Source organism: Nocardia sp. AB354 (genome assembly GCF_049538315.1).
Classification (GTDB): Bacteria; Actinomycetota; Actinomycetes; order Mycobacteriales; family Mycobacteriaceae; genus Nocardia; species Nocardia nova.
The window spans coordinates 35,712-61,020 of the sequence record NZ_JBMVFU010000008.1; the positions used below are offsets into that span (position 1 = coordinate 35,712).

The window sequence follows — 25,309 nt, forward strand, 5'->3', positions numbered from 1 at the left end:
CCTTTTCACAGGTTGAGCACGGTCCCAGCTGACATAGTCTGAGCAGGCGAGTTCTGTTCAGGGCAGTTTCGGAGCCGGTCGCGGTCCAGGCGATCGTCGGCGCGAACGAGCGGAACCGCAGTCGGCAGGGGCAGTCGAGGAGGTCGGCCGTGCATACAGCGGTGACGACGGCAATCACACGGCGTGAGTTGATGCGGCTCACGGGAATCACAGCGCATTCGGTCAGCCGGCGTGGTGGCCGGTCGCTGAATGCCGACGCGGTGTCGGGTTATATCGACTCCGCGGTCGGGCGCAGCGCCTTCGCCGTGGCCGACGGCATCGGCGATCATCTGCTGGCCGCGCGGGCGGCGCGCACCGTGGCGCAGGTCGCGGCGCGGGTGGCTGTCGGTGGCAGTGCGGCCGCCGGAATCCTTGCCGCCCGACAACAATTGCTGCGCGAATTCCCCGAGCCCTCCGCCGACAGCGTGGTGGTCGTGGCCGTGTGCCCGACACCCGACCGTATCGACGGCCCCTGTGATATCGCCTGGGTCGGCGACTGCCGGGCCTATCACTGGAACGGGCGGGTGCTGCATCAGATCACCAGCGATCACACCGTTGCCGAGATGATGAACGCGCGCGGCATCACCGTCGCGCCCCGGATGCACCATATGGTGACGACCTCGGCGCGGACCGTGCAGCCGGAGGCGGTGGGCCACGGCATCACCGGCACCGGCGCCGGGCGCTGGCTGCTGAGCACGGACGGGGTGCACAAGACCTTGCCGATGACCGAGATCAAGCAGATCCTCGCCGACGCCGACTCCGCGTCGACCGCCGCGGACGCCCTGGTCGAGGCGGCGATCACGGCGGGTGCCACCGACAACACCACCGCGCTGGTCTTCGATCACGGCTGAACAGCGGGCCCGCCCGCGCGGCCGCGACCGGCACCCGGCGCGGCGGCCGCGGCCAGGATCCGGCGCAGCGGCCACGGAAGTTCCCGGAACAGCGCGGTCATGGCGGCGGCGGTGCCGCGCAGATCGGTGCGCCCGGACAGGTAGGCGCGTTGCAGGTCCGGGGGCAAGGCGAAGAAGGCGTCGAAGAAGACCGGGAGTTCCTCGGGCGGCAGCGCGAGCAGCGCCCGCAGGCCGGCCCGGCGCAGGGCGTACACCAGGCGTGCCGGGACCGGCCACAGGCTCTGCCCGGCGGCCACGGTGTCGGCGGCGGCGAGTGCGGCGCCGACGCTGTATCCGGTCGCAGGATGCAGCAGTCCACCCGCCGCCCCGAAGACGCCCTCGCGGGCCCGGCCGCCCTCGACCGGGAAGCGCACCCGTTCGATCGGTGCGTCCGCGCCGAATTCGATTCCCCGGCAGCGCAATCGGTGTTCCAGACGGCGCCGCAGCTCGCCTTGGCCGATCGCCGGCCGTCCGGCCAGGCAGGTCTCCTCGAACAGCATCCGGCCGCCGCCAAGCGGGATCGTGTACAGGAACGACGCCGGTTCATCGGCCTCGGTGCCGTTGTCCCGGGACCAGTCCATGAAGACGGCCGGTTCGCGATCACGGTGCAGCACAACGCCGTAGGCGGTCTGCTCGGCTCGTCGCATCTCGCGGGCCAGGCCGCGGGCGTCGACCACGCGCTGCGCGGTCGGTGTCCGGCCCGAGGCCAGCCGCACGCGGTCGGGCCGCTCGATGTCCAGGACCCGGTCGGCGATCACCCGCACGCCGGACAGGTCCAGCGCGTCCTGCAGCGCCGCGGTATCGAAAACCTGATAGGTACGGGCGATTTCGACCTCGCGGATACCCCGGGCGAGCGGCCGCTCGATCGTCGCGGCCACGACCCGGGCCGGTAGCCAGTCCGGCAATTCGTCGGCCCACGTGCCGTAGGTCGCGGGCCACCGGCGCCATGGATGCGGATCGATCGCGGTCACGGCGAGTCCGCGGACGGCCGCGCGATGCGCCAGCGCCCGCCCGGACGGGCCGAGCCCGCAGACGATGAGATCGGCACTCATGCCGCCATTGCAGCAGATCGCACGGACGCGGTGTGACCGGCCGTCGCATCACAGCGGGTGTGTCGGGTCCGGTAGGGTCGACCCACGATGCCCGGGGGGACCACAACCGCGGAGGGCGCTGCCCCGGGACGCGGAAGGTGGCAGCAGATGACGTATCCCCCCGGACCCGGGCCGTACGGCTACGGCCCGCAACAACCCCACGACTCGGGGTGGGGGCGCGACCCGAACCAGCCCGGCTCGGGCTGGGACGCGGCACCGAGCGGGTGGGAGACGCCGGCGTGGGATCAGCAGATGCCCGCGCCTCATTGGGGGCAGCCCGCTCCCGGCGGCTATCCGACTCCGCCGCCGCCGAAGAACAACAACGGGCTCGTCGTCGGCATCGTCTTCGGCGTGATCGCGCTGCTGGTGATCGCCGGCGGCATCGTGGTGGTCGCGACTCGCGACTCCGGCGGCGACGACCGGGCCGGCGGAACCAGCACGCCCGCGCTCGTCCCCGCCACCACCGACGGCAGGACCACCACCGCGGCCCCGAGCACCAACGCGAGTCCCGACACGTCCGGCCACCTGAGCTATCAGGAATACGGGCACGACTGGAACTTCAAGGCCGGCGATGTGGAACTGCACGCCGACTGGGTCGAGGGCCGCGACCATCCCAGCTGCGCCGATATCGAGGTCGGGGGCAAGCTCACGTCGCTGGGCTGCCGGTACGCCGCGGAGATGGTGTACAAGGCCGAGGGCGGTTCGCTGATGCTGACCCAGTTCATCATGGGGATGTCGAGCAGTGACACCGCCGCGGCCGCACCCGGCGCGTATACCGACGACGACCTGAAACTGCGGCCCGGCACCTACATCTCGAACTTCACGACCGGCAAGTGGAAGGACGACGCCGAGAAGCAGTTCCTCGTCGTCACCTTCGCCACCGCGACCAGCTCGGTGGACGAGGGCACCGTGAAGAAGTACTTGAAGTACCGGCACGACGACATCCTCGGCGCCCTCGCCTTCCGCTGACGGGGTGTGCGGTCGCGCGGTTCAGATGCCGCCGGTCGCGAGCAGGCCGCCGTCGACCCGCACCACCTCGCCGGTGATCCATGCCGCCTGATCGGAGACGAGGAATCCGACCAGCGCGGCCACATCCTCGGGCGTGCCCAGGCGCCGCAGCGGATAGGTCGCGGCCACCGCCTCCTCGTTGTCGGTGACCAGCGCGTCGGCGAATTTCGTCTTGACCACGCCCGGCGCGACGGCGTTCACCCGGATCGACGGACCCAGCTGCCAGGCCAGTTCCTCGGTGAGCCGGATCAGGGCCGCCTTGGACGCGCCGTAGGCGGCGATCACACCCGTCGAGCGGATGCCGGCCACACTCGCGAGGTTCACCACCGCGCCGCCGTGCTCGCCCATCCAGGCCCGATAGGCCTGCTGCACATAGCCCAGCGCCGCGACCACATTGACGTCGAAGATCTTGCGCACCGCGCCGAGATCGGCCTCCATCAACGACCCGTAGACGGGGTTGATGCCGGTGTTGTTGATCAGGATGTCCAGGGATCCGAATTCGGCGACGGCGGTGTCCACCTGCTCGGCGCGCGCCGCCTCGTCACCCGAATTGCCCGCCAGCGCAACGACTTTTCCCGGATGGCCGAGCGCGCGCAGCCGGTCGGCCGCCTCGGCCAGCGGTTCCGGTTTGCGGGCGGTGATCAGGACGTTCGCCCCACGCCGCAGCAGCTCCGCCGCCACCGCGTACCCGATACCGCGGCTCGCGCCGCTGACCAGCGCACCCTTACCCAACAGATCCTCGCTCATGGATCGCGACCTTACGTCAGGTGGGCGCGGGTGGCGTCGCGGACCCGGGGCGGGGTGCTGCGCAGCACCTGGAAGCCGGCACCGGAGACCATGACCGGGATGCGCCGGGCCGCCTGCAGGTAGCGGATCCGCGCGGACCGGGGCAGCTCCGGCCACGGCAGCGGTTCGGCGTCGTCGGGATCGGGATGGGCGGCTCCGCCGAGCAGAGCGCGCCGATCCGCGATCCGGCGTTCGTAGTCCAGCCGCGCGAGCAGCCCGATCTCGTCGTCGTCGAAGGTGACCGCGAAGGCCGGATCGAAGGCGGGCACCATGAAGCAGCCGATCGCGGCCAGATCTTCGCCGATACCGCGGGCCTGCAGCCGGTAGGTGCGGCGGTCCTGGTCGCTGAGTTCGTTCCAGTGGCGCAGGGCGGCGGCGTCGGCCGGCGCCTCACCGGTGGTCATGACGGTGTGGGCGCGGGCCTGGTGGTCGACCCGTTCGCTGGTTTCGTGCAGCGCCCGCCCGAGTTGTTCGCTGACCCGGTCGGTGACGTATCCGGTGAGACTGTCGATGACACGGTCCTGTGCGGTGAGCCGGGCCTTCATCCGCCGGCATTCGTGCAGGACCGCCTGCGCGTCGAGGAAGGTCTGCTCGGAACGGCGGTCACCGGTGCGCCCGAGCACGTCCTGGCCCACCATGATCACGATCATGAACACCAGTTGCGCGAGCGTGGACAGAAACGCCATGAAGGCGAACGGGTACGGGTCCACCCGCTGAATTCCCGCCTGCGCCAGCACAACCCACAGAATCTGCGAGCCGAGCGCGAGATAGAAGCCCCACACGCTGCCCAGTCGCTCGGTCAGCCACACCGCGATCCGGTCGTTGGTGCTGACCGCCTGGTCGGCGGCCTGCGGCGGCGGCTGCACCCGATGCCGTTCGATCCACGGATGCGGTGTCGACTCGAGCAGGCTCAGGCCCCGGCTGAGCGCGCGGTCGTGGTGGTCCAGATGTGCCTGCAGATCCGCGACCTGGGCGAAGATCGCCTCGGTGTTCTCGTAGGTCTGCACCGACCGGCGGTCGGCGGCGGCGCTGAGCACCCGCTGGCCCACCAGGATCACCAGGCACAGGATCAGCTGCGCGACATTGTCGACGAACAGCAGGAACGGGAACGGATACGGGTCCACCGGGCGCAGCGGCCCCCAGGTCGCCAGCGCCATCCAGGCGCTGAACCCGATGAGCACCAGATACAGCGCGGGCATCGATCCGATCCAGCGGGTGAGGACGGCCGCGACCGCGTCGTTGACGCCGATGCGTTCGTCGGCCATCGTCACCGCACCGGTGTGCGTCTCGAAATCCAGAGCGGTATCGACATCGGCGTCGGTGGGCGCAATCGCGGTCGCGCCGCTGTGCGCGTTCGGTTCACCGCCGCTGCGTATCTCGTCGGCCCGGCTGTCGCTGCTCACCTCTACGGCCCCCTCGCCTGCGCTCGTCCGATACCGCGCACTGTACGTGCCCTCTATGGCACGTGCGCATCGCGGCGCGGGGGAACAGGTCAGGTGGCGGTGAAACCCGCTGTGGCGCAGGGGTTTCAGTTCTCGGCGACGGCAGCTGCCCGCCCCGAGGAAGGCCGGCGGTTCCGTCGTCGGCAACTGCCGGCCTTCCTCGGCCGGGATATGCCCGGCGTGTCGCTCAGCGCCGTAGGAGATCGGTGATCACATCGACCACTTCGTCCGGCGCCTCCTCGGCCATGAAATGTCCCAGCGCGAGGGTGCGGTGGTGGAGTTCGGTGGCCCATTCGCGCCATACCGCGGCCGCGTCGTAACCGAGTTCGGCGCCCCAATCCTGCTGAATCACGGTGACCGGCATGGTGAGTCGGTGTCCGGCGGCGCGGTCGGCCCGGTCGTGGTCGAGATCGACGGTGGCCGAGGCGCGGTAGTCGGCGACGATCGAATCCACCGCGCCGGCGCACGCGCGCAGGTACTCCCGGCGGACGTCGTCGGGAATCGCGTCGGGGCGCAGGCACCAGGCGTCGAGGAAATGGCCGAAGAAGTCGTCGGCGCTCGCGCGGATCATGCGCTCGGGCAGCCCGGGCGGCTGGGCCATCAGATAGAGGTGGAAGGCGACCGCGGCGGTGTGGCCGTGCAGGACCTCCCACATATCCGATGTCGGCAGCACATCCAGCACCGCGAGATGGGAGATCCGATCGGGACGGTCGAGTCCGGCGCGAATCGCCACCAGGGCGCCGCGGTCGTGTCCGGCCAGCGCGAACCGATCGAATCCGAAGTGGTCGGCCAGCGCGATCACATCGGAGGCCATCGTGCGTTTGGCATAGGTGCCGGAATCGGCGGCGATCGGTTTATCGCTGTCGCCGTAGCCGCGCAGGTCCGGGCACAGCACGATGTGGTCGCGGGCCAGCGCCGGTGCGACGTGACGCCACATCAGATGCGTCTGCGGGAAGCCGTGCAACAGCACGATCGGAGTACCGGAGCCGGCGTGCGCGACGGACAACGCGACATCCTCGGCGACCGGAACGCGGTCGTAGTCGAAACCGGGGACGGTGGGTGCGGACATGCGGTGACGATCCCTTCTCTAGGCTTGTTCGGTGCGATGTCCATGCTCGGCGGCGGCAATGAGCAACCGATGAGTGCGCAGCTCACCGGCTCCGACGCGGCACCGACGGCCGGTGTCCTGGGCCCGGTGCGGGTCGCCGCCGCCGACGGGACGCCGCTGCCGCTGCACGGCCCCCGGCATGCCGAGGTGCTGGCCCGCCTGATCGCCGCCGGCGGTCGGGTGGTGCCGGTGCCGGCCTTGGTGGCAGACCTGTGGGAGGACCCGCCGCCGGGCGCGGTCGCCGCCGTGCGCACCTTCGTCGCCGCCCTGCGCCGTGCCCTGGAACCCGGCCGCGCGCCGCGCACCCCTTCCCGCGTGATCGTCACCGAGGGCGCCGGATACCGCGTGGTGCTGCCTCGCGATCACGTCGACGCCTGGTATTTCGACGATCTGGTCCGCGCGGCCGCGAATCAGGCCGGGCCGCAGCGGATCGAGACGCTGGAGACGGCGCTGGCGCTCTGGCGCGGAGACGCCTACGGTGACTACCGGTGGGCGGCCGGAGACATCGCGAAGCTCGATGAATTACGTTCTGCGGCAGTGGAAATGCTCGCGGAGGCGCGAATCCGCCAGGGACGGCCGGAACAGGCCGTCGCCGAACTCGAAACTTATCTGCACGAGCATCCCGTGCGGGAGCGGGCCTGGCTGCTGCAGGCGCGAGGACTGTGGCAGGCCGGGCGGCGGGCCGACGCGCTGGCGGCGCTGCGGCGGGCCCGAACCCGGCTGGGCGCGGAAGCCGGATTGGATCCCAGCGCCGAACTGATCGCCCTCGAACGCGAAATCCTCACCGGAGAACCGGAATTCGGTGAGCACCGATTGTGGCGTGACACTGTCGCCGCCTACGGCGTCACCGGCCCGCGCAGCCGCATCATCTCCTCCGCCGATCTGCTGCGCGGCCTGGCTCTGACCGACGCGACCGGTCTGATGACCGCCCAGGATCGCCGGGCGCACGCGATCGACGACCTGTTCGCGAGTGACGATCCCGAACTCACGGCCACCGCGCTGACCCGCATGGAGGTACCGGGGGTCTGGTCGGTGCTCGACGATCCGGCCCGGTCGGCGCGCGTGGCCGAGGCCGCCCGCACCACCCTCGAACGCTTGGACGACGACGCCGCGCCCGCGCTGCGCGCCCGGCTGCTCGCGCTGTTCGCGATCGAAACCCGCGGCCGCCGTAAAACGTCCGGCGCCGACGCCGCGCGAGCGGCCGAACGTATCGCCCGCGACCTAAGGGATCCGGCCGTGCTCGTGCTCGCTCTCGACGCCCGATTCCTGCAGTCCTTCCACACGCCGGGCCGGTGGCCGATGCGGGCGCGGCTCGCTCAGGAGCTGATCACGGTGTCGCGCCGGCACGACCTGTCGACCTACCTGATCCTGGGTCATCTCATCGCGATGCAGGCCGCGTGCGCGCTGGGCGAGGTGGCCGTCGCCGACGAGCATGCCGCCGCGGCCGACCGGCTCGCGGTGCGCTACGAGCGCGACCTCGTCGGGGTGTTCACCACCTGGTACCGCGCGCTGCGCACCGTCCTGACCGACCGGCCGGAACCGGAAGTGGCAGACGCCTACGAACGCGCGCTCGCCACCCTGCCGAGCTGCGGCATGCCCGGTGTCGCAGCGGGTCTCGCGCCGCTGACCGGCCTGTGCCTCGCGCTGCGGGCAGGCCGGGACCCGGCCGAATTCGCCGCGGCCGACTTCGGGCCGAACACTCCCTACGCCGCCGCGCTGCTCGAACCCGAGCGCGCCCACGAGCTGCTGCGTGCGGCGCCGGCGCCGCCGCCGGACCACTTGGCCGAATTGCGTTGGGCGCTACTGGGAATCGCCGCCGACCGATGTGCGGACCGGAGTACCGCGCGTCAGGTGCATCGCGCCCTGTCCCCGGCGCGCGGCGAACTGCTCGGAGCGGGCACCGGCATGCTGAGCCTCGGTCCGGCCGGCGCACTGCTCGATCGTTCGGCGCCGTAACGAAACATTCGGCGTGGCGATCCCTCGGATGTGAGTATCAACGGCCTCTCGGCCGCCCAGCAGCGCGCCGCGTTGCGCCGCCTGGTGGTGGCCTTCGGTGAACTGAACACCATCGTCGAACTCGCCGCGAACGAGGCCTCTCCGGATCTACGCGAACATGCCGAACTCGCGCGGGACATGCTCGGCGCCCTGGTCACGGAGGTGGCCCAGCCCGGGCGTGACCGGCTATGCTATCTGCCATTGACAAATGGCACATAGGTAGCTGATGCTCGGTATATGGAGACGAGAAGGTCAACGGAGACCTCACCGTCGGCCACCGCACCGGTCCCGTCGTCACCGTCGCTGCGTTCGCGGCTGGCGCTGACCGCGGGACGGTACGGGGTACGACCGATCAACTGCCTGCTACCGGCGAATCCGCTCGGCATCGCCGCGGCCCGTGGGCTGGTCGCGTCGATCATGGCGATTTGCGGGCCGGTGCTGCCGCTGGCCGTACCGGAGGCCGCGGCGGCATTGCGCCGCGCGGCCGCCTTCATCACCGGGGTACTCGCGCGATCCCGTGCGGCACAACCGGTATCGAGTGTCCGAGAGGCGGGATAGTGATGTGGATCGTGGATGCGATGGCGGGGGCGAATGCGGCGCTGCGGTCGGTGATCGGCGGCGACCGTAGCACCTACGACGCGAAGGCCGTCGTCACCGGAGCCGGCAGCGGGATCGGGCGCGCCTTCGCCCTCGAGCTGGCCCGGCGCGGGGGAGAGGTGATCTGTGCCGATATCGACCTCGGCCGGGCGGAGGAGACGGTCGCGCTCATCGACCGGATCCACGGCCGCCGCGCGTACGCGTATCGCTGTGACGTGGCCCAGCGCGCGGAGATGGAATCGCTGGCGCAGCACAGCGACGCGATCTTCCACGGCCCGCCGACCCTGGTGATCAACAACGCCGGTGTCGGTATCGGCGGAAAGCCGGTGGGCGACATCGGATTCGAGGATTGGCAGTGGGCGCTGGGCATCAACCTGTGGGGTGTGGTGCACGGATGCGAACTGTTCGTGCCGCGGCTGCGCCGGGCCGGCCACGGCGGCATCATCAATGTGGCCTCGGCGGCCGGATTCGCCGCCGCACCCGCGATGGCCCCGTACAACGTCTCCAAGGCCGGCGTGGTGTCGCTGTCGGAAACCCTCGCCGCCGAACTGTCGGGCACCGGCGTCACCGTGACGGTACTGTGCCCGACCTTCGTGCGCACCAACGTCGCCCGCGACGGGCGCATCACCGCCGGATCGGCCCGCCTGGCCACCGAACTGATGCGCTGGACCGGCTTCTCGCCCGACCACGTCGCGCGCATCACCCTCGATGCCCACGAGCGCGGCCGCCTGCATGTGCTGCCGCAGCTGGACGCGGTGGTCGTCTGGCATCTCAAACGACAATTCCCGGCCACCTACACCCGGGCCCTCGGCGTGCTGAACCGATATCTGCCGCAAGCGGATTCGTCCCCGGCATCGGCCGACAGCGAGAAGACAGGAGTCTGACATGTCCTTCGACTTCGACGATATGCTGGCCAAGATCAAGTCCCGGCAGTGGGCGCTGGCCGATATCGAGTGGGACGCACCGGGCGCGGAACTGATCGATCCCGAACTGCACGCGAAACTGACGCCGTTCATGGCGGATCTGATGTGGATCGAGAACGTCGGCGCGCGCGGATTCGCGGCGATGGCGAAGAAGGCCCCGACGCAGACACTGCGGGAGATCTACCGGTACTTCCACGCCGAGGAACAGCGCCACGCCAATGCCGAACTGGCCCTGATGCGCCGCTGGGGGATGCTCGACGGCGACGAGATCCCCGAACCGAATATCAACGTCAAGCTGGTCATCGACTTCCTCGACAGATACGCCGACGGCATGTCGCTGTCGTTTCTGGGCACGGTGATTCCGATGCTGGAGGTGGCACTCGACGGCGCGCTGATCAAATTCGTCACCGACGAGATCGCCGATCCGATCGCCCAGGAGGTGTTCCGCAAGATCAACTCCGACGAATCCCGGCATCTGGCCACCGATTACGCGGTGATGGAACTGCTCGGGCACTCCACCGCCCGCAAACTCGCGATCGATCTGGTCGGAGGCTGGGTGAAGCCGTCGCTGATGATCGGCGTGCTCAGCTATGTGCCGCTGCTGAACAAGATGCGCGACAACATCGTCGCGATGGGCGTCGACGAGGACAAGCTGTATACCGCGATGCGCCGGTTCAAGGCGGTCGGGGAGCGTACACCCGTGGTGAACCGGGTGCCGATGTACCGGATCGTCAAGATGCACAGCGACTGGGTGATCAACCGCGACCACCCCTACCACCTGCTGGCCGACACACTGGTGAAGGTGACCGCCCACATCCCCGACCGGGTGCTGCCCGCGCAGCCGACCTGGTCGAAGGAACTGACCTACGAGCCGGTCGCGTGATGAGCGGGAACACCGTGCTGGACGTCGCGATCGTCGGAGCCGGATTCGCCGGGATCGGGGCGGCGATCCGGTTACGGCAGCGCGGAATCACGAATATCGCGATCTTCGAACGGGACCGGCGGGTCGGCGGTACCTGGCGCGACAACACCTATCCGGGGGCGGCCTGCGATATTCCGTCGCGGCTGTACTCCTACAGTTTCGCGCCGAATCCGGAGTGGTCACAGACCTATTCCGGCAGTGCGGAAATCCTCGGCTATATCGATGCGATGGTCGAGAAGTTCGCGCTCGGCGCATCGATTCGCTTCGGGCACAACGTATCCGGATTGGCCTACGACGAGGCGGCGGGAGAATGGGAGATCGCCTTCGACGCCGGTCGCACACCGGTGCGGGCCCGTTCGGTGGTCCTCGCGTCCGGGCCGCTGGCCAATGCGAGCCTGCCGGACATCCCGGGTCGCGACAGCTACGAGGGCCATATGATCCACTCCGCCCGCTGGGATCACGACTACGACTTCACCGGTAAGAAGGTGGCCGTGGTCGGCACCGGCGCCAGCGCGGTGCAGATCGTCCCGGAACTGGTCGAGCGGGCCGGGTCGGTGAAGGTCTTCCAGCGCACGCCCGGCTGGGTTCTGCCGCGGATCAACCGGCACACCACCGGCCTGACCCGGCAGCTGTACCGGCACCTGCCACTCACCCAGCAGCTCGCCCGGCAGGCCTGGTTCTGGGGGCACGAATCGGTGGCGCTGGGCGTGGTGTGGAATACCCCGCTGACCAGGATCGTGGAATCGGTGGCACTGGCCCATCTGCACAGTCAGGTCCGCGATCCGTGGTTGCGGCGGCAACTGACTCCCGATTTCCGGGCCGGATGCAAGCGGCTGCTGATGAGCAGCGACTACTACCCGGCGCTGCAGCGCGACAACTGCACCCTGGTCACCTGGCCGATCGCGGGGATGTCGCCGGCGGGCATCCGCACCGCCGAGGGGATCGAGCACCGGTTCGACTGCATCGTGTTCGCCACCGGTTTCGAGGTGTCGAAGGCGGGCGCGCCGATCCCGATCACCGGCCGCGGCGGGCGGGTCCTGGACGACGAATGGCGCAGGGGCGCATACGCGTACAAGAGTGTGACCGTCGCGGGTTACCCGAACCTGTTCTTCACCTTCGGGCCCAATTCCGGCCCCGGGCACAATTCGGCGCTGGTGTACATGGAGGCGCAGATCGGCTATCTCGCCGCGGCGATCGGCATGCTGCTCGAGCGGAATCTGCATTCGCTCGAGGTGCGCCGCGACCGCCAGGACCGCTACAACCACCGGCTGCAGCGCCGGCTGCGGGCGACCACCTGGAATTCCGGGTGCCGCAGCTGGTATCTGACCGAGGACGGCTTCAACGCGACCATGTTCCCGGGCTTCGGCAGCCAGTTCACCGGTCAGCTCGCCACCCTCGATCCGCACGACTATGTGCTGATCCCCGGGCGGGGCGGCGCCCGCGCGACTGTCGCCGATCGGGCGGTGACCTCGTTGGGCTAATGTCGACACGATGCGTCGCGCCCGAGCTGCTCACATGGGCCGGAGGCGGGTGCGACGCGGGTCGGCGTCCGGCACGAGGAAAGGGTGGGCGAGAACGGGATGGCGGAGTACCGCATCGATGAACTCGCCCGCGCCGCAGGCACAACCAGCCGCAATGTGCGCGCCTACCAGGAACGCGGCCTGCTGCCGCCGCCGGTGCGCCGGATCGGGCGCGCGCTGATCTACGACGACTCCCACCTGGAGCGGCTGAAGATCATCGACGTGCTGTTGCAGCGTGGGTTCACCACCGCCCATATCGCCGATTTCATCACCGGCTGGGAAACGGGTAAGGATCTCACCGAGATCCTGGGGCTGCAGCACGCGGTCACCGCCGCGTGGGGGCAGCAGGACGAGACGCTGCGGGTACCGCGCGAATTGATCGACACCTTCCTCGGCGAGGAGGCGGCCGATCCGGAGATCCTGGAACGTCTCGCCGAACTCGGGCTGGCCCGGATCGGCACGGAGACAATCGAATTCACCGATCCCCAGCTGCTGGAGAATTTCGCCGAACTGCACGGCTACGGGTTCCGGCTGGGCCGGCTGGCCGATCTGCAGGCAGCCGTCAGCGGCCGCCTCGACGAGATCGCCCACGACATGATGTCGGTCGCCAAGCAACAGATCGTCGATGCCCACGGCCCCGGCTGGCTGCCCGACACCGACGACGAAATCGCCGAAACCGCGAAGATGCTCAACCATTTACGCGGTCTCGCCGTCACCGCGGTGAACAACACCCTGGCACGGTCGCTGGATCGTGTGCTGCGCGAAGAGCTGGGCGACTATCTCGCCGAGGCCGTGGACCGGCGCGCCAAGGAACACTGACCCACGCCGGCGTGAAGTCACCGGCCGGGACCACCCGTCGGCGCCACCGCAGCGGCGCCGTGCCGAAGCTCCAGCCGCCGTTCCAGTCCCTCGATGATCAGCGCGAGAACGAATTCGAACTGCTCACCGGCGCGGCCGTCGCTCTCGCGCGCGGTCGCGACGGCGCGCAGGAGCGGGAATCCGGACTCGTTTCCCAGCGTGCGCCGCACCGCGGCCGCTTGCGGATCGGCCGGCCCGCCGGTGGCGTCGAGCGCCTCGCGTGCGGCCGAATAGGCCATCGCGGCAACAAGTTTCAGCGTGCGCCCGGCTTCGTTCGCATCGAGTCCGGCGCCGACCAACGCGGCCAAGATCCGTTCGACCAGTTGCAGTGCCGACAGCCCCGCCTTCCCGTCGAACCGGACGTAGGCGATGAGCGCCCCCACCTGCACCAGAGCATCGACCACCGCGTAGCCGAACGATCGCAGCAGCTCACGCCAGTCCGCTCGCTCGGGCAGGTCGACCCGGCGGAAACCGGTGTCGAACGCGTCGAACGCGACCAGTTCGAGCAGGCCCTGGCGGTCGCTGACGTGATAGTTGAGCGATTTGCGATGCACGCCCAGGGCGTCGGCCACCGCCTGCATGGTCAGATTCTCCGGCTCCAGATCGCGCGCGGCGGCGAGGATGAGATGACGGTTCAGCCGGGGCGGGCGTCCGCGAGCACGGGCGGGGGCGGCCACGGCATCATCGGTCTCTGCCATGGGGTCTCGCTGTTCCTCGGGAAGCGACGGTCGGCACGACGCGTCGCACAACGCTGGGCGATCGCGCCGCGATATCGAGCGTAGCCGCTTTTTCCCGCCCGGAGAAAATAATTTGGGAACTTTCCCGGGTCTCGGCGGGACCGTCCGCCGGGCTAGGATCGACGATCGGTCCTCGGGCGAAGACCAGGTAGGAGTGTGTGATGGCGTCGAAGGCCGCCGGGCAGCGTCGCCGGCCCACTCAGGAGCGCGCCAAGGCGACCCGGGAGCAGATCCTCGACACCGCCGCCCGGCTGTTCGGTGAGCGGGGGATCGCCAACACCTCGACCAACCGGATCGCCGCCGAGGCGGGGATGAGTATCGGCACGGTGTACCGCTACTTCTCCGACCGCACCGTCATCGTCGAGGAACTGCTCGCGCGGCTGCTCGAGAACATCGAAAAGCGCGCCACCGACAGCATTTTCGACCGCTCGGACGCCACCATGCACGAGCTGACCGCCCGCCTGCTGAACTCGATCGCCGAGGAACTGGTGGCCAATGCGCTCCTGGTCCGGGCACTCGTCGCCGGGGTGCAGTTCTACAGCAGCGGCATCCCGGAGTTCGAGCCGCGGCTGCGGCTGCTGATCAAGGTGCTGCTGATCCAGGTACTCGGCCCCGGCGACGATCACGAATACGACGTGATGACCTTCGTCATCATCAATACCGGCTTCTCCGCGGTGCTGCGGGCCTCGGCCATCGAATTCGACGAGCGGCAACGCCGCGAGGCCATCGATATGACGGCGCACATGATCGGCGACTGGATCGAAGCCGAGGCCGCGCGGCGCAGCGGCGAGGCGCGCGTGCCGCGTCTCAGATGACGGTGCCGATATCGGTCGCGACGATCCGGTCGAGGGCGCGTTCGGCGACCGCGGCGATGGTCATCGACGGATTGCAGGCCGCGGTACTGCCGGGAATCAGTGCGCCGTCGAGGACGTAGAGACCGCGCGTGCCGTGGACCCGGCCCTCCAGATCGCACACCGTGCCCATCGGCGCGCCGCCCAGCGGATGCCAGGTGCTCGGGGCCGCGGCATTGGTGTCGAGCACCGTACTGCCGGGTCCGGCGATGGCATGGACGCGAGCGGCGATGCGCTGCTGCAGTGCGGCGTCGGCATCGGCGGGCCAGTACAGTTTCGCGTCGTCGGTGGCCGCGTCGTAGGCGAGATGTCCACGGCCGTCGGTGATTCCGAATCCGACCAGCATGGTTGAATGCGCGTCGACGCCGGTCGGCGGAATCGACGCCTGGATCACGGTGTTGGCGATGGCCGGGTCGTCCCACTCCTTGCTGCCGTAGACCACCGGCCCGCCCTGGGCGGTGCCGAAATCGTCGGTCGCGCTGGTCCAGGTGAAGATCCGGTCGCCGTTGTTGCCCCACTGGCCCCCGAGGCCGTCGGGCAGATCCGGGATCTGTCCCAACGCGGCGGCCCGCAGCAGCAGCTTGGTGGTGTTGATACTGCCCGCGGCCATGATCAGCGCCTGCGCAGTGAGGACGAGTTGTTCCACGACCCGTCCGGCGGTATCGATCCGGTCGACGCTGATCTGCCAGCGGCCGCCGGGCGTTCTCGCCACATCGGTGACCTCGTGCTGGGTCCGCACGGTGGCGCGGCCCGTGGCCTCGGCGCGCGCCAGATAGGTGACATCGACGGAGTGTTTGCCGCCGTTGTTCACCCCGAGCGCGCAGTCGCCGTTGATGTAGGACGGTTTCATCTCGCCGCGCACCTCGCGCAGCGCGAAGCTCCAATCGATCGGCATGGGGATCTTCGACAGCTCGTAGCCGGCTGCGCCGACGTTGCGCGCGAACGCCCGGGAGGGCAGATAGGTGGGGCTGTCGATCAGTTCGTCGGGCGCGACATCGGCGCCCAGCATCCGCGCCACCCGCGGATAGTGCTCACGCGCCATCAGCGCGTAGTCGAGTTCGGCGGGGAAGACTGCGGCGAAGGTCGCCTCGGTGGGCTGCAAAGTCATGCCCTGGTACACCAGGGAGCCGCCGCCGACGCCCGCGGCGCAGACCGCGGTCATGTTCTCCCCGACGACGGCCTCCAGCAGGCCGGTGTACGGCTCGACCGCCACCGGCACGCCCAGCACCTGCGGCGCGGACCGGTACCAGAGCATGCGCTTGTCCGGGCGCGACGGATGCGGGAAGGTGTCGGCATCGGGGCCGGTGCGCCAGCGCATCCCGCGTTCGAGGACCAGGACGTCGACGCCGGCCTCGGCCAGCCGCAGCGCGCTGACGCCGCCGCCGAATCCGGAACCGATGATGACGACGCGATGATCTTCCCTGGTCAGCGGGACGGACGTGCGCCGTCTTCCGGTGGTCATCCAGGGCTGGGCGCTCGCGGTGGCCGCGGTGGCCAGAGTCAGACCGGCGGTGGTGGCGCCGAGCAGAAAGGAGCGTCGCTTCATCGGGGGCATGCACTCTCCATCAAGACCTACAGGTACGTAATATCGGTCGCGAGGTTCGCTCCGGACGCGAAAGCGGGGTGCGTGCCGGACCGGTGCGACCGAATCCAACCGGACAACTGTCTCCGGTTGCTAGCGCAGTCTGTACGACCCGGCCGGTCTCGTCAACTGCAACTTGTTTCAGTTGAGGTCGCGAGACTCCGCGATCGCGAAATCCGTACGCGCCGAACGACACCGGGCTCCGGCGTCGGCGTCGGTCCGCGATGCCGGGTCGCGGCACGCGTGCGGTAACGTCGGACAGATGACCGCGTCACCCCGGGCCAATCGAGGGCCGAAGGCAGCTGCGGCGAACCGACGGGCATTGGTTCGCGCGGCGCGGGAGGTGTTCGCCGAGAACGGTTTCGACGCTCCGATGAACTCGATCGCCCGCGCGGCGGGAGTGGGCCCGGGCGTGTTGTACCGGCATTTCCCGACCCGCGAATCGATGATCCTGGCGGTGTTCGACGACAACATCGTCGAGATCGAGGAGGTGGCCGATCGGCCGGGGACCACGGCGGTGGATCTGCTGGATTTCATCGTCGACCAGATCGCGGTATCGGCCGGCTTCATCGCCACCATCGACCCCACCGGCTTCGACGATCCCCGGCTGTTCGAGGTTTCGCGCCGGCTCGTCGACCTGATCGGCGCCAAATTGGCCGATGCCGATTCGCGCGGTTCGCTACGACCGGAACTCACCGCCGAAGACGTCGTGACGGCTCTGGCCATGCTGGCGGCCGTGCTGATCAAAACCGAACTTCCGGCGCGCCGGGCCACCGCGCGGCACGCTTGGCGCCTGCTGATGCGCGGGCTCAGCCGCGAATCCGTCGACTGAGTTGCGGCTGGTCAGCGCAGGCTGATCGGCAGGCGCTTGATGCCGTGCACGAAATCGCTGTGCACGTAGTCCGGTTCGCCGACGTCGAAATCCGGCAGCCGGGTCAGCAGTTCCCGGAACAGCTGCCGCAGTTCCATTTTCGCGAGTTGCCTGCCCAGGCAGAAGTGCGGGCCGGGACCGCCGAACCCCACATGCGGATTGGGGGAGCGGGAGAGGTCGAATGCGTGCGGGTGGTCGAAAACGGCGGCATCGCGATTGGCGGAACAGTAGAACAACACCAGCTTCTCACCTGCCGCGACCGGTGTCCCGGCAACCTCGGTATCGACGGTCGCGTGGCGCGCGAAATGCATCACCGGTGTCGCCCAGCGCACGAATTCCTCGACCGCGCCGTCGATGCGCTCGTCGAAATCCGCCAGTAACCAGGCCCGCTGCGTGGGATGTGCGGCCAGCGCGGCGAGGGCATGCGAACTCGCCTGTTTGGTGGTGTCGTTCCCGGCAGAGCCGAGCAGCACCGTGAACGCGCCGATCTCCTCGTCGCTGAGGCGGTGCCCGTCGACCTCGGCGGCGACGATCCCGGACATCAGATCCTCCCGCGGCCGCTCGCGCCGGCGCCGCGCGAGATCGATGCCCGCCCCGGTGAGCACCGCCAGCTGCCGCATCAGGTGCGGGGCGCGTTCGGCCAGGCTCGCGTATTCCTCGTCGGTCGTGCTGAACAGGCTTTCGACGGCGAAGGCCACCGGTTCCCGGTCTGCCGGGTCCAGTCCGATCATGTCGGAGATGGTGCGCATCGGCAGCCTCTTGGCGTAGGTTGCGGCGAAGTCGACGGTGCCGTCGGCCCGCAGGTCGGCGAGGAGTTCGTCGACCACGACGGCCGCGTTGGCGCGGATCTGAGATTCGATGCGGCGCACCTGTTTCGGGGTGAACGCCGAGCTGATCAGTTTGCGGTATCGCGTGTGTTCGGGTGGATCCATCGTCAGGAAGAACGAGATGGCGCGTTGCATCTCGGCCGGCATCGGATCCATGCTGATGCCCATCCGGGAACAGAAGATCTCCGGATGGCGGCTGACGTGCTGGATATCGGCATGGCGGGTGACGGCCCAGTAGCCGCGCTCCTCGTGCGGGAAGATCGACTCGACGGGCGGATGCCAGCTCAGGCCCGGTTCCGATCGCAACGTCGCGAAGGTCCGGTCACGGGTGCGGAAGTTGTTGCGCCAGAACGTGGAATCGGAGATATCGAGCTCGTGGAAGCTGCGCCGGGACGCGCCCGGTCGATCGGCGGACATCGGGGACGCCGGTTGTCAGGCGGCCAGGTCGGACGATTCGAACGGTGCGAAGAAGGCACCCATCCCGCCGGCGGCCAGGACGTCGCCCAGCGCGATGAAATCGTAGCTGCCACCGGACTTTCCGGCGACCGCGCGCACCTCGGCCAGGATGTCGCCGGTGTCGTGGCGCAACAGCCGATGCCGGGCCCGGGCCAGATCGTGGGCCGGCACCTGCGCTTCGGCGTGAGCCAGCATCAGATGCAGGCACAGCTGCTGGGCCGGGGTCGCCGGACCGGGCGGGCGGCCCGAGGACAGATCGTCCGCCAACTGGTCGAACGTCTGGGCCAGATAGAACAGGAAGACCGGGCGCGGGCTGTGCAGCAGGACGGCGCGCACCTCGTCGCCGAGCAGGTGCGCCGCGGTGCACAGCGCCGCGGCGAGCCGCGGGGTCGGTACGGTGCTGTCGAAGTCGCTCATCTGTTCTCTCCCAACCACTTCAGTACTGCGTGCTGCCCTGGTCCACCGGGATCGCCGCCGCGGTGAGATACCGGGATTCGTCGGAGGCCAGCCAGCAGACGGTATCGGCGACGTCCTCGGGTTCGAGTACCCATGTCGGCAGGAACGGCGTCATCATGTGGGCCAGTTGCGGATTGGTTTCCATGGCGGCGCCCAGCCGGGTCACCATCTCGCCGGTGCCCATCGCCGAATTCACCGGCCCCGGATGCACGCTGTTCACGCGGATGGCGTGCGGGCCGAGTTCGGCCGCCAGGGCGCGGGCCATCCCGGTGACCGCGTGTTTGCCGGCGGTGTAGTGCACCATGAACGGCTGCATCTTGATCCCCGCCGCCGAACTGATCAACACGATCGACCCGCCGCGCCCACCCTCGACGATGTGCGGCGCCGCGACGGCCACGGTATTCCACGTGCCCGTCACATTGATGTCGATGACGTCGCGGAAGGACTGCGGGGTGATCGCATCCCACGGTTCCGGGACCGCGATCCCGGCGTTGGCCACCACCACGTCGAGCCGGCCGAATTCACTCACCCCCTCGTCGACGGCCTTGCGCATACCGTCGAGGTCGCGGGTGTCGACCGCCGCGGCGCGGACCCGCCGGCCGGTCGCCTCCACGAGGCGGACCGTCTCGGCCAGATCCGCGCCGGTCGCGGAATCGTAAGGGACGCAGGGCGGTAGCGGTCCCGCGATGTCGACGGCGATGATGTCGGCGCCCTCGCGTGCCATCCGCACCGCGTGCGCGCGGCCCTGCCCACGGGCGGCCCCGGTGATGAATGCGACCCGGTCGGTGAGTCTGCCGGTCACGTGCCCTCCTGTGGCCCGATGCGGAATGGCTGCGGCGAGAACGGGTGTCGATTCAGTGGGCGGTACCTCCGGTACTCGGCCGGTTGTAGTAGCGCAGCAACACCAGTGCCAGGACGAAGGCCACGGCGGACGCGGCGGCGAACACGTAGAAGATGTTCGTATAGGCGGCACCGTCCGGAAGCTGCGCCAGCGGACCGGTGTTCAGTTTACGTTCCTCGACGTGTCCGGGGGCGTTGATGTGCAGAATCAGCGGGTTGGCCGACATGACCGCCGCGACGGCGGCGGTGGCGGCCGCGGTGCCGAAACTGTTGAAGGCTCCGTACATTCCGGCGCTGATGCCCTGCTGTTCCTGTGGCACCGCCTCCACCACCATATTGGGCAGGGTGCCCAGATATGCTCCCGCACCGACACCGATGATCAGCGCGATCAGCGCCATCTGCCACACGCTGTCGTGGAAGCGGGCGAACAGCAGACATCCGATCACGAACGCGATGGTCGAGGCGAGATAGGGCTTGAGCAATCCGATCCGGGTCGACATCCAGCCGCACAGCGGGGCGACGAGCACGTACACCAGCGCCAGGCCCAGCATGGCCTGCACGGTGAACTGCAACAGCGTCAGACCGAAACCGGGCAGCGTGCCCTCCACCGAGAAGTATTGCGTGACAGCCGATGTGGGAACCTTGATATGCATCTGTTCGGAGGCCTGCTTGGCGGCCTCGGCGGCCGCGCCGTCGACGATCTGCTTCTTGATCGCCTCACCGTCGGCTCCGCCGGGTGTCTCCGCGAGATAGCCCATCGCATACGACAGGCCCTGCATGACACCCACGGACAGGAACGCCGCGGCGAGGATGCCGGCGAACCGCGGGGCGCGCAACAACTTCGGATCCATGATCGGTTCCGGGGTGATCAGCTCCCAGACGTAGAAGGCCACCAGCAGGACCACGCCGCCGATGAGCCAGGCCAGCGCCGACAGCTCGCCCCAGCCCCAGGTGGCGCCGTTGCTGAGATAGATGAGCACACCGGCGATACCGGCGCCGAGCAGCACCGCACCGAGCAGGTCGATCTTGACCTTGGCGCGCAGCTTGGTCTCGGGCACGAACAGTGCCAGCGGCAGGATCGTCACCACGGTCCAGATCACGCAGAACCAGAACAGTGAACGCCAGCTGTAGTGGTCGGTGAGGATGCCGCCGATCAGCGGGCCCAGGATCGCGCCCACGCCGGTGCCGCCGCCCGCGAGCGCGATCGCCATGTTCAGGTGGCGGCGCGGCGCGAGATCGCGGATCAGACCGTAGGACACGAAGATCGCCGGGAAGGCCAGCCCCTGCAGTCCGCGGCCGAGCAGCATCAGCACCCAGTTCGAGGTCAGGGCGTCGATGAGGCAGCCGATGATCGACAGCAACAGGCAGAACAGGATGATCTTCTTCTTGCCGACCAGATCGGACAATTTGCCGAAGACCGGTACCGCTACGCCCCCGATCAGTGAGTACAGCGTGGTCAGCCAGGTGAGCTGGCCGGCGTTCTGCTCCGGGAAGGATTCACCGATGAAGCGGGCGCTGAGACTGATGAACGTGAAATGGAACGGGACGATCTCGGTGCTCGCGACGATCGCCACGATGATGAGAACGACACGGAGCGTGGAGGCGTTTTCCAGGCGTCCGGTGTCGTTGTCATCGGGGCTTTCGACGCTGGTGGTCGCGGTTGCCATGGGTAGTTTCTTCTCCTTCACCGCCACCCGTGCGTCGGCTCGCTGCGGCCTGAGTGCGGTGAATCACATAATAGACATGTGAGAATGTAGTTTCCAATAAACGAGAAGTAGATTTCTGACCGTTATCCCGCGGACTGCAACCGGCCCACGAATTCGGCCACGTCGTCGGTCGCGGGGTCGTAACCGGGGAAGTAACAGCAGATGTCGCGGGCGTACTCGCCGAAGCGGGCGTGAGCCTTGGCCGCACAGTCGGCGGGAGAGCCGACCAGCGCGAGGGTGCGGACCATGGGCTCGGTGATCAGCGCCCGCATCTCGGCGTAGCGACCCTGTTTGGACAGGGCGTTGAGTTCGGGTTGCAGCTCACCCCAGCCCTCGGCGACGAGGACCGGGCGGTAGGCCGGAGTGGACGCGTAGAAGGCGATGAGCCGCGCGACCGCGTCGACGGCGGCGGCCAGTTCGGGCGCGGTGCCGCCGAGCGCGACCATGGCCTGGGCGACCACCTCGAAGTCGTCGAGCGTGCGCCCGGATTCGGCCAGCCCGCGCCGCAGCGCCGGTACCGTGCGCCGGGTGAAATGAGTGGCACTGTTGAACGGCATGACCAGCAGCCCGTCGGCCACCTCGGCGGCGGTGCGGGTCATCACCGGTCCCAGCGCGCCCATCAGCACCGGCGGCGGGCCGAACGGATTGGGGCCGGGATCGAACGTCGGCGGCATCAGCGTGTGGGTGAAGAACTCGCCCCGGAAATCCAAGGGCGCGTGACCTTCCCACGCCGCGAGGATGGCCTTCACCGCCGCCACCGATTCACCCGTGCGCCGGGCCGGGCGTTCCCACCGGCTGCCGTAGCGCTTCTCGATGTGCACCCGGATCTGCGACCCCAGGCCCAGCCGGAACCGCCCGCCGCTGAGCGCCTGCAGATCGTAGGCGGTGTGCGCCAGGTGCAGCGGACTGCGCGGGCCGGCGATGGCGACATTGGTCATCAGCCGCAGATCGGTCTCCGTGGCGGCGAGAACCAGCGGCACGAAGACGTCGTGCGGGCCCTCGAAGGAGAAGATGCCGTCGGCGCCGAGCGCGGCGATCGCCCGGGCGCTCTCGCGGGCGCGCAGTGGCGAACCCTCCACCTGCAGATGCACTTTCACCGGCGATCCTTCCGTTCGGTGGCATCACGCTAGCGGAAGGTGACGCGGCTCAGTCCGGATGCGCAGCGGTGAGACGTTCGGCGCACTCCCACACCTCGCGTTCGCGAGCCGGATCGTAGGACTCGGGTGAGGACTCGGTGACCCGGTGGCGATCGATGTAACTGCCGGACTCGGCCCGGACGGATCCGGTGACCACCGCGGCGAGGCGCCGGCCCGCGGTCTTCGGCGTGCTCGCCAGCGGGGTCCAGGTGAGCGCGCGGGCGAGGCGGCGGGCGGCGAAGCGTTCCAGGCGGCCGGCGTTGCGGGTCAGTTCCGTGCCGGGGACGAAACCCGGGTTGTAGGAAAGGATCTCGACTCCGGCCGGAAGCCGGCGTGCGTACTCGTGCACCAGATAGATCATGGCGAGTTTGCTCGTCGAGTACGCGGTGCGGCCCGCTGCCGTACTCGACGGATCGGCGAAGGCGCCGGGGTGGGCCAGCACATCGGGGGAGTGCCACACCGGGCCGGGCACCATGCCCAAGTTGTGCCGCAGATCGCCGAAATGGGTGTCGCTGACGGTGATCACGATCCGCGACGGCACGACGAAGCGGTCGCCGAGCAGGCGCAGCAGCAGGTGGTTGGCCACGACGTTGACGGCGAAGGTGGCCTCGAGTCCGTCCTCGGTCGCGATGGTCGCGTCGGTGTACTGGATGCCGGCATTGCCGACGAATCCGGCCAGCGGCGGCACCTCGCCGCGATCGAGCATGTCGTGAATTCGCCGCGCCGCCGAACGGATCCCGGCCAGCGACGCGAGGTCGGCCTCCACATGCGAGGCCGCGTATCCCGCACCGGACAATTCCGCGCACACCTGTGGGCCGGACGCGCCGCGCGCCAGCACCAGCAGGCGGGTATCGGGTGCGAGGCGCAGGATCTCCCGGGCGGCGATCCGGCCGATTCCACGTGTCGCGCCGGTCATCACGAGGGTGTGCATGCCACGACGGTAGCTCGCGCGCGGCTCGTGCGCCCGGCAGCGGATCGGACCTCCGCTGTCGTGGCCCCGCTAGCCGAGCACGCCCCGCAATGGCGGCGAGGGCGGGAAGGTGACCGGGAGGGCGGTCAGGGCTCGGTGGAAAGGCCCTGGGCGCCAGCGGAGTTCGTTCACCGGCACGGCCAGCTCGATATCCGGCAGCGCGTCCAGGAGCTGGTCGACGGCGTCCTGGGCGACCAGATAGCCGATCTGCCGGGCCGGGCAGGCGTGCGGCCCCGCGCCCCACGACAGATGGGAGCGGTTCCCGTTGCGGTCGCCCTCGCGCACCTGCGGATCGTTGTTGCAGGCCGCGATGCCGATCAGCACCGGCTGATGCGCGGGCAGCCACACGTCCTCGACGAGCATCGGCTGCCGCGGATAGCTCGCGCAGTAGTTCACCAGCGGGGGATTGTTGAACAACACCCAGTCCAGCGCGTCGCGGGTGGTCAGGGCGCCACCGAGCAGGCTTCCGGAGAACCGTTCGTCGGTCATCATCAGCAGCAGGGCGTTGGCGACCAGATGCACCTGCGGTTCGATCCCGGCGCCGAACAGGCTGACCAGCTGGTTGATGACCTCCTCGTCGTCGAGACCGCTGTCGTGCGCGATCAGCCGCGAGGTGATGTCGTCGCCCGGGTAGGCGCGCTTGCGATCGGTATGTTCCTGCAGTGCGGCGGCCAGCATCCGGTTGCCCGCGGCCGCGTCGCCGGTCGCGTCGAAGATGGCGGCCATCCCGGCCGCGACCCGCTCGGCGATATCCGGTTCGATGCCCAGCATCGTGTTCAGGTTGGCCGACACCAGCGGATGGATGTACTGGGTCAGCAGATCGGCGTGGCCCTCGGCGCTGAAGGAGTTGATCAGCGGCATCGCGATCTGCTCGACGACCGTGTGCACCGTGTGCAGATCCACCCCATCGATGGCCGCGACGTTGGCGGCGCGAAAACGCGCATGCTCGGGACCCGTGTTGCGCAACGCATTCGGGCGCCACTCGAGCATCGGCAGAATCGGGCTGTCGGCCGGTACGGTGCGCTGCCAGGTACGCGGGTCGGCCGGGAAATGCTCGGGATCGTTGAGAATGCCGAGGGCGGCCTGATAGCCGATCACCAGTGTCGCCGGCACGCCGGGGGCGAGCTCGATCGGAGCGAAGGAGCGGTGGTGGCCGCGCATGCGGTCGTATCCGCCGCGCGGGTCGGCGGCGAATTCCTCGGTATAGATGGGAACACGCGGTCCGTCCGGGGCGATCGGTGAATTGTGTGCCACGGGGCACCTGTTCGACGACGATTCCAGCGAATGCGGCGTGGTCACAGAAGACAACTCCAAACGGTCGTGGTGGACGACGACGGCGGCAGCCACCACCGTCGTAAAGCCAAAAGCGTTGGGCCGAACCATAATCTGAGGTACGGGGGCCGATGATACCTACCGGCGTGCCGGTTGCGCAGCGGAAGCCGGGCATCGGCCACGTGGCCGACGACCGGCTTCCGGGCCAGTGATGTGGTATTGGCTCTGTCGCTTCGTGGCCGGTCGTCGCAGACTGACCACTATGACAACTCTGCTGATCATCGCGGTCGTGGCGGCGGTGGCGGCCGGCCTGTTCGACAGCGTGGCACCGGGCGCCGACCGCGAGCGGTTCCGGTGCGCGCTACGGCAAGCCAGGCATTCGCTGACCGATTGGGATGCCGCGCGCGAGTAGGCCCGCGCGCGGCC

25 protein-coding genes are annotated in these 25,309 nt (G+C 69.0%); 12 read left to right on the forward strand and 13 right to left on the reverse strand.

Annotation, left to right across the window (positions count from 1 at the left end):
• Positions 1–149: 149 nt before the first annotated feature.
• Positions 150–890, forward strand: coding sequence for a PP2C family protein-serine/threonine phosphatase (locus ACPCUW_RS13540; RefSeq protein WP_063013931.1), 741 nt, complete (start codon positions 150–152; stop codon positions 888–890).
• Here ACPCUW_RS13540 and ACPCUW_RS13545 read toward each other — a convergent pair.
• Positions 881–1,981, reverse strand: a complete 1,101-nt coding sequence (locus ACPCUW_RS13545) for a lycopene cyclase family protein (RefSeq protein WP_423425109.1) — start codon at positions 1,979–1,981, stop codon at positions 881–883. The genes ACPCUW_RS13540 and ACPCUW_RS13545 overlap by 10 nt on opposite strands.
• 147 nt (positions 1,982–2,128) lie before the next feature.
• On the opposite strand from ACPCUW_RS13545, the gene ACPCUW_RS13550 reads away from it, so the two are divergent.
• The gene (locus ACPCUW_RS13550; protein WP_423425111.1) at positions 2,129–2,989 is read left to right on the forward strand and encodes a hypothetical protein; all 861 of its coding nucleotides are present in this window, start codon (positions 2,129–2,131) and stop codon (positions 2,987–2,989) included.
• Between the two features lie 21 nt (positions 2,990–3,010).
• Here ACPCUW_RS13550 and ACPCUW_RS13555 read toward each other — a convergent pair whose 3' ends face one another.
• The 3 genes from ACPCUW_RS13555 to ACPCUW_RS13565 form a co-directional block, all read right to left on the reverse strand.
• The gene (locus ACPCUW_RS13555) at positions 3,011–3,775 is read right to left on the reverse strand and encodes an SDR family oxidoreductase (protein WP_030514570.1); all 765 of its coding nucleotides are present in this window, start codon (positions 3,773–3,775) and stop codon (positions 3,011–3,013) included.
• 11 nt (positions 3,776–3,786) lie between these two features.
• On the reverse strand, positions 3,787–5,217 hold the full coding sequence (locus ACPCUW_RS13560) for a DUF1003 domain-containing protein (RefSeq protein WP_423425112.1): 1,431 nt from the start codon (positions 5,215–5,217) through the stop codon (positions 3,787–3,789).
• Positions 5,218–5,443: 226 nt separating this feature from the next.
• Positions 5,444–6,325, reverse strand: coding sequence for an alpha/beta fold hydrolase (locus ACPCUW_RS13565; RefSeq protein WP_423425113.1), 882 nt, complete (start codon positions 6,323–6,325; stop codon positions 5,444–5,446).
• Positions 6,326–6,394: 69 nt separating this feature from the next.
• On the opposite strand from ACPCUW_RS13565, the gene ACPCUW_RS13570 reads away from it, so the two are divergent.
• The 7 genes from ACPCUW_RS13570 to ACPCUW_RS13600 all read left to right on the forward strand — a co-directional run bounded on the left by ACPCUW_RS13570 (position 6,395) and on the right by ACPCUW_RS13600 (position 13,140).
• The gene (locus tag ACPCUW_RS13570) at positions 6,395–8,320 is read left to right on the forward strand and encodes an AfsR/SARP family transcriptional regulator (RefSeq protein ID WP_423425115.1); all 1,926 of its coding nucleotides are present in this window, start codon (positions 6,395–6,397) and stop codon (positions 8,318–8,320) included.
• Between the two features lie 30 nt (positions 8,321–8,350).
• Positions 8,351–8,578, forward strand: coding sequence for a hypothetical protein (locus tag ACPCUW_RS13575; RefSeq protein WP_423425117.1), 228 nt, complete (start codon positions 8,351–8,353; stop codon positions 8,576–8,578).
• Positions 8,579–8,596: 18 nt separating this feature from the next.
• Entirely contained in the window at positions 8,597–8,917 is a 321-nt protein-coding gene (locus ACPCUW_RS13580) for a hypothetical protein (RefSeq protein ID WP_423425118.1), read from the forward strand.
• 20 nt (positions 8,918–8,937) lie between these two features.
• Positions 8,938–9,840, forward strand: coding sequence for an SDR family NAD(P)-dependent oxidoreductase (locus tag ACPCUW_RS13585; protein ID WP_423425387.1), 903 nt, complete (start codon positions 8,938–8,940; stop codon positions 9,838–9,840).
• 1 nt (position 9,841) lies between these two features.
• The gene (locus ACPCUW_RS13590) at positions 9,842–10,762 is read left to right on the forward strand and encodes a ferritin-like domain-containing protein (protein WP_423425120.1); all 921 of its coding nucleotides are present in this window, start codon (positions 9,842–9,844) and stop codon (positions 10,760–10,762) included.
• Complete coding sequence (locus ACPCUW_RS13595; protein WP_423425121.1) at positions 10,762–12,282, forward strand: flavin-containing monooxygenase; 1,521 nt, start codon at positions 10,762–10,764, stop codon at positions 12,280–12,282. The genes ACPCUW_RS13590 and ACPCUW_RS13595 overlap by 1 nt, the downstream gene beginning before the upstream one ends.
• Before the next feature lie 99 nt (positions 12,283–12,381).
• A complete protein-coding gene (locus ACPCUW_RS13600; RefSeq protein ID WP_063013951.1) occupies positions 12,382–13,140 on the forward strand; it encodes a MerR family transcriptional regulator in 759 nt (252 codons plus the stop codon).
• Positions 13,141–13,157: 17 nt separating this feature from the next.
• Here ACPCUW_RS13600 and ACPCUW_RS13605 read toward each other — a convergent pair whose 3' ends face one another.
• Positions 13,158–13,877 (reverse strand): TetR/AcrR family transcriptional regulator C-terminal domain-containing protein, encoded by a 720-nt coding sequence (locus ACPCUW_RS13605; protein ID WP_423425122.1) that lies wholly within the window; start codon positions 13,875–13,877, stop codon positions 13,158–13,160.
• Positions 13,878–14,077: 200 nt separating this feature from the next.
• Here ACPCUW_RS13605 and ACPCUW_RS13610 point away from each other — a divergent pair, with 200 nt between their 5' ends.
• Complete coding sequence (locus ACPCUW_RS13610) at positions 14,078–14,731, forward strand: TetR/AcrR family transcriptional regulator (RefSeq protein ID WP_063013955.1); 654 nt, start codon at positions 14,078–14,080, stop codon at positions 14,729–14,731.
• Here the strand turns inward: ACPCUW_RS13610 and ACPCUW_RS13615 are convergent.
• Positions 14,724–16,322: a GMC oxidoreductase gene (locus ACPCUW_RS13615; protein ID WP_423425124.1), complete on the reverse strand. Its 1,599-nt coding sequence runs from the start codon at positions 16,320–16,322 to the stop codon at positions 14,724–14,726. The two genes, ACPCUW_RS13610 and ACPCUW_RS13615, sit on opposite strands and share 8 nt — an antisense overlap.
• A 289-nt stretch (positions 16,323–16,611) precedes the next feature.
• Between ACPCUW_RS13615 and ACPCUW_RS13620 the strand changes: the two genes are divergently transcribed.
• Positions 16,612–17,181 (forward strand): TetR family transcriptional regulator, encoded by a 570-nt coding sequence (locus tag ACPCUW_RS13620; RefSeq protein WP_423425126.1) that lies wholly within the window; start codon positions 16,612–16,614, stop codon positions 17,179–17,181.
• 11 nt (positions 17,182–17,192) lie between these two features.
• Here the strand turns inward: ACPCUW_RS13620 and ACPCUW_RS13625 are convergent, their stop codons facing one another.
• The 7 genes from ACPCUW_RS13625 to ACPCUW_RS13655 all read right to left on the reverse strand — a co-directional run bounded on the left by ACPCUW_RS13625 (position 17,193) and on the right by ACPCUW_RS13655 (position 24,865).
• Positions 17,193–18,464, reverse strand: coding sequence for a cytochrome P450 (locus ACPCUW_RS13625; RefSeq protein WP_423425128.1), 1,272 nt, complete (start codon positions 18,462–18,464; stop codon positions 17,193–17,195).
• A gap of 15 nt (positions 18,465–18,479) precedes the next feature.
• Positions 18,480–18,920, reverse strand: coding sequence for a hypothetical protein (locus tag ACPCUW_RS13630; RefSeq protein ID WP_030514557.1), 441 nt, complete (start codon positions 18,918–18,920; stop codon positions 18,480–18,482).
• Between the two features lie 19 nt (positions 18,921–18,939).
• Positions 18,940–19,761: a mycofactocin-coupled SDR family oxidoreductase gene (locus ACPCUW_RS13635; protein ID WP_423425129.1), complete on the reverse strand. Its 822-nt coding sequence runs from the start codon at positions 19,759–19,761 to the stop codon at positions 18,940–18,942.
• A 52-nt stretch (positions 19,762–19,813) separates the two neighbouring features.
• Positions 19,814–21,466, reverse strand: a complete 1,653-nt coding sequence (locus tag ACPCUW_RS13640; protein ID WP_064904764.1) for an MFS transporter — start codon at positions 21,464–21,466, stop codon at positions 19,814–19,816.
• 122 nt (positions 21,467–21,588) lie between these two features.
• Positions 21,589–22,602 (reverse strand): TIGR03617 family F420-dependent LLM class oxidoreductase, encoded by a 1,014-nt coding sequence (locus ACPCUW_RS13645; protein WP_423425131.1) that lies wholly within the window; start codon positions 22,600–22,602, stop codon positions 21,589–21,591.
• Positions 22,603–22,651: 49 nt separating this feature from the next.
• Complete coding sequence (locus ACPCUW_RS13650) at positions 22,652–23,572, reverse strand: SDR family NAD(P)-dependent oxidoreductase (protein WP_030514553.1); 921 nt, start codon at positions 23,570–23,572, stop codon at positions 22,652–22,654.
• A gap of 69 nt (positions 23,573–23,641) precedes the next feature.
• A complete protein-coding gene (locus ACPCUW_RS13655; RefSeq protein ID WP_423425133.1) occupies positions 23,642–24,865 on the reverse strand; it encodes a cytochrome P450 in 1,224 nt (407 codons plus the stop codon).
• Positions 24,866–25,145: 280 nt separating this feature from the next.
• On the opposite strand from ACPCUW_RS13655, the gene ACPCUW_RS13660 reads away from it, so the two are divergent.
• A complete protein-coding gene (locus ACPCUW_RS13660) occupies positions 25,146–25,295 on the forward strand; it encodes a hypothetical protein (RefSeq protein ID WP_156511336.1) in 150 nt (49 codons plus the stop codon).
• Positions 25,296–25,309 lie beyond the last annotated feature (14 nt).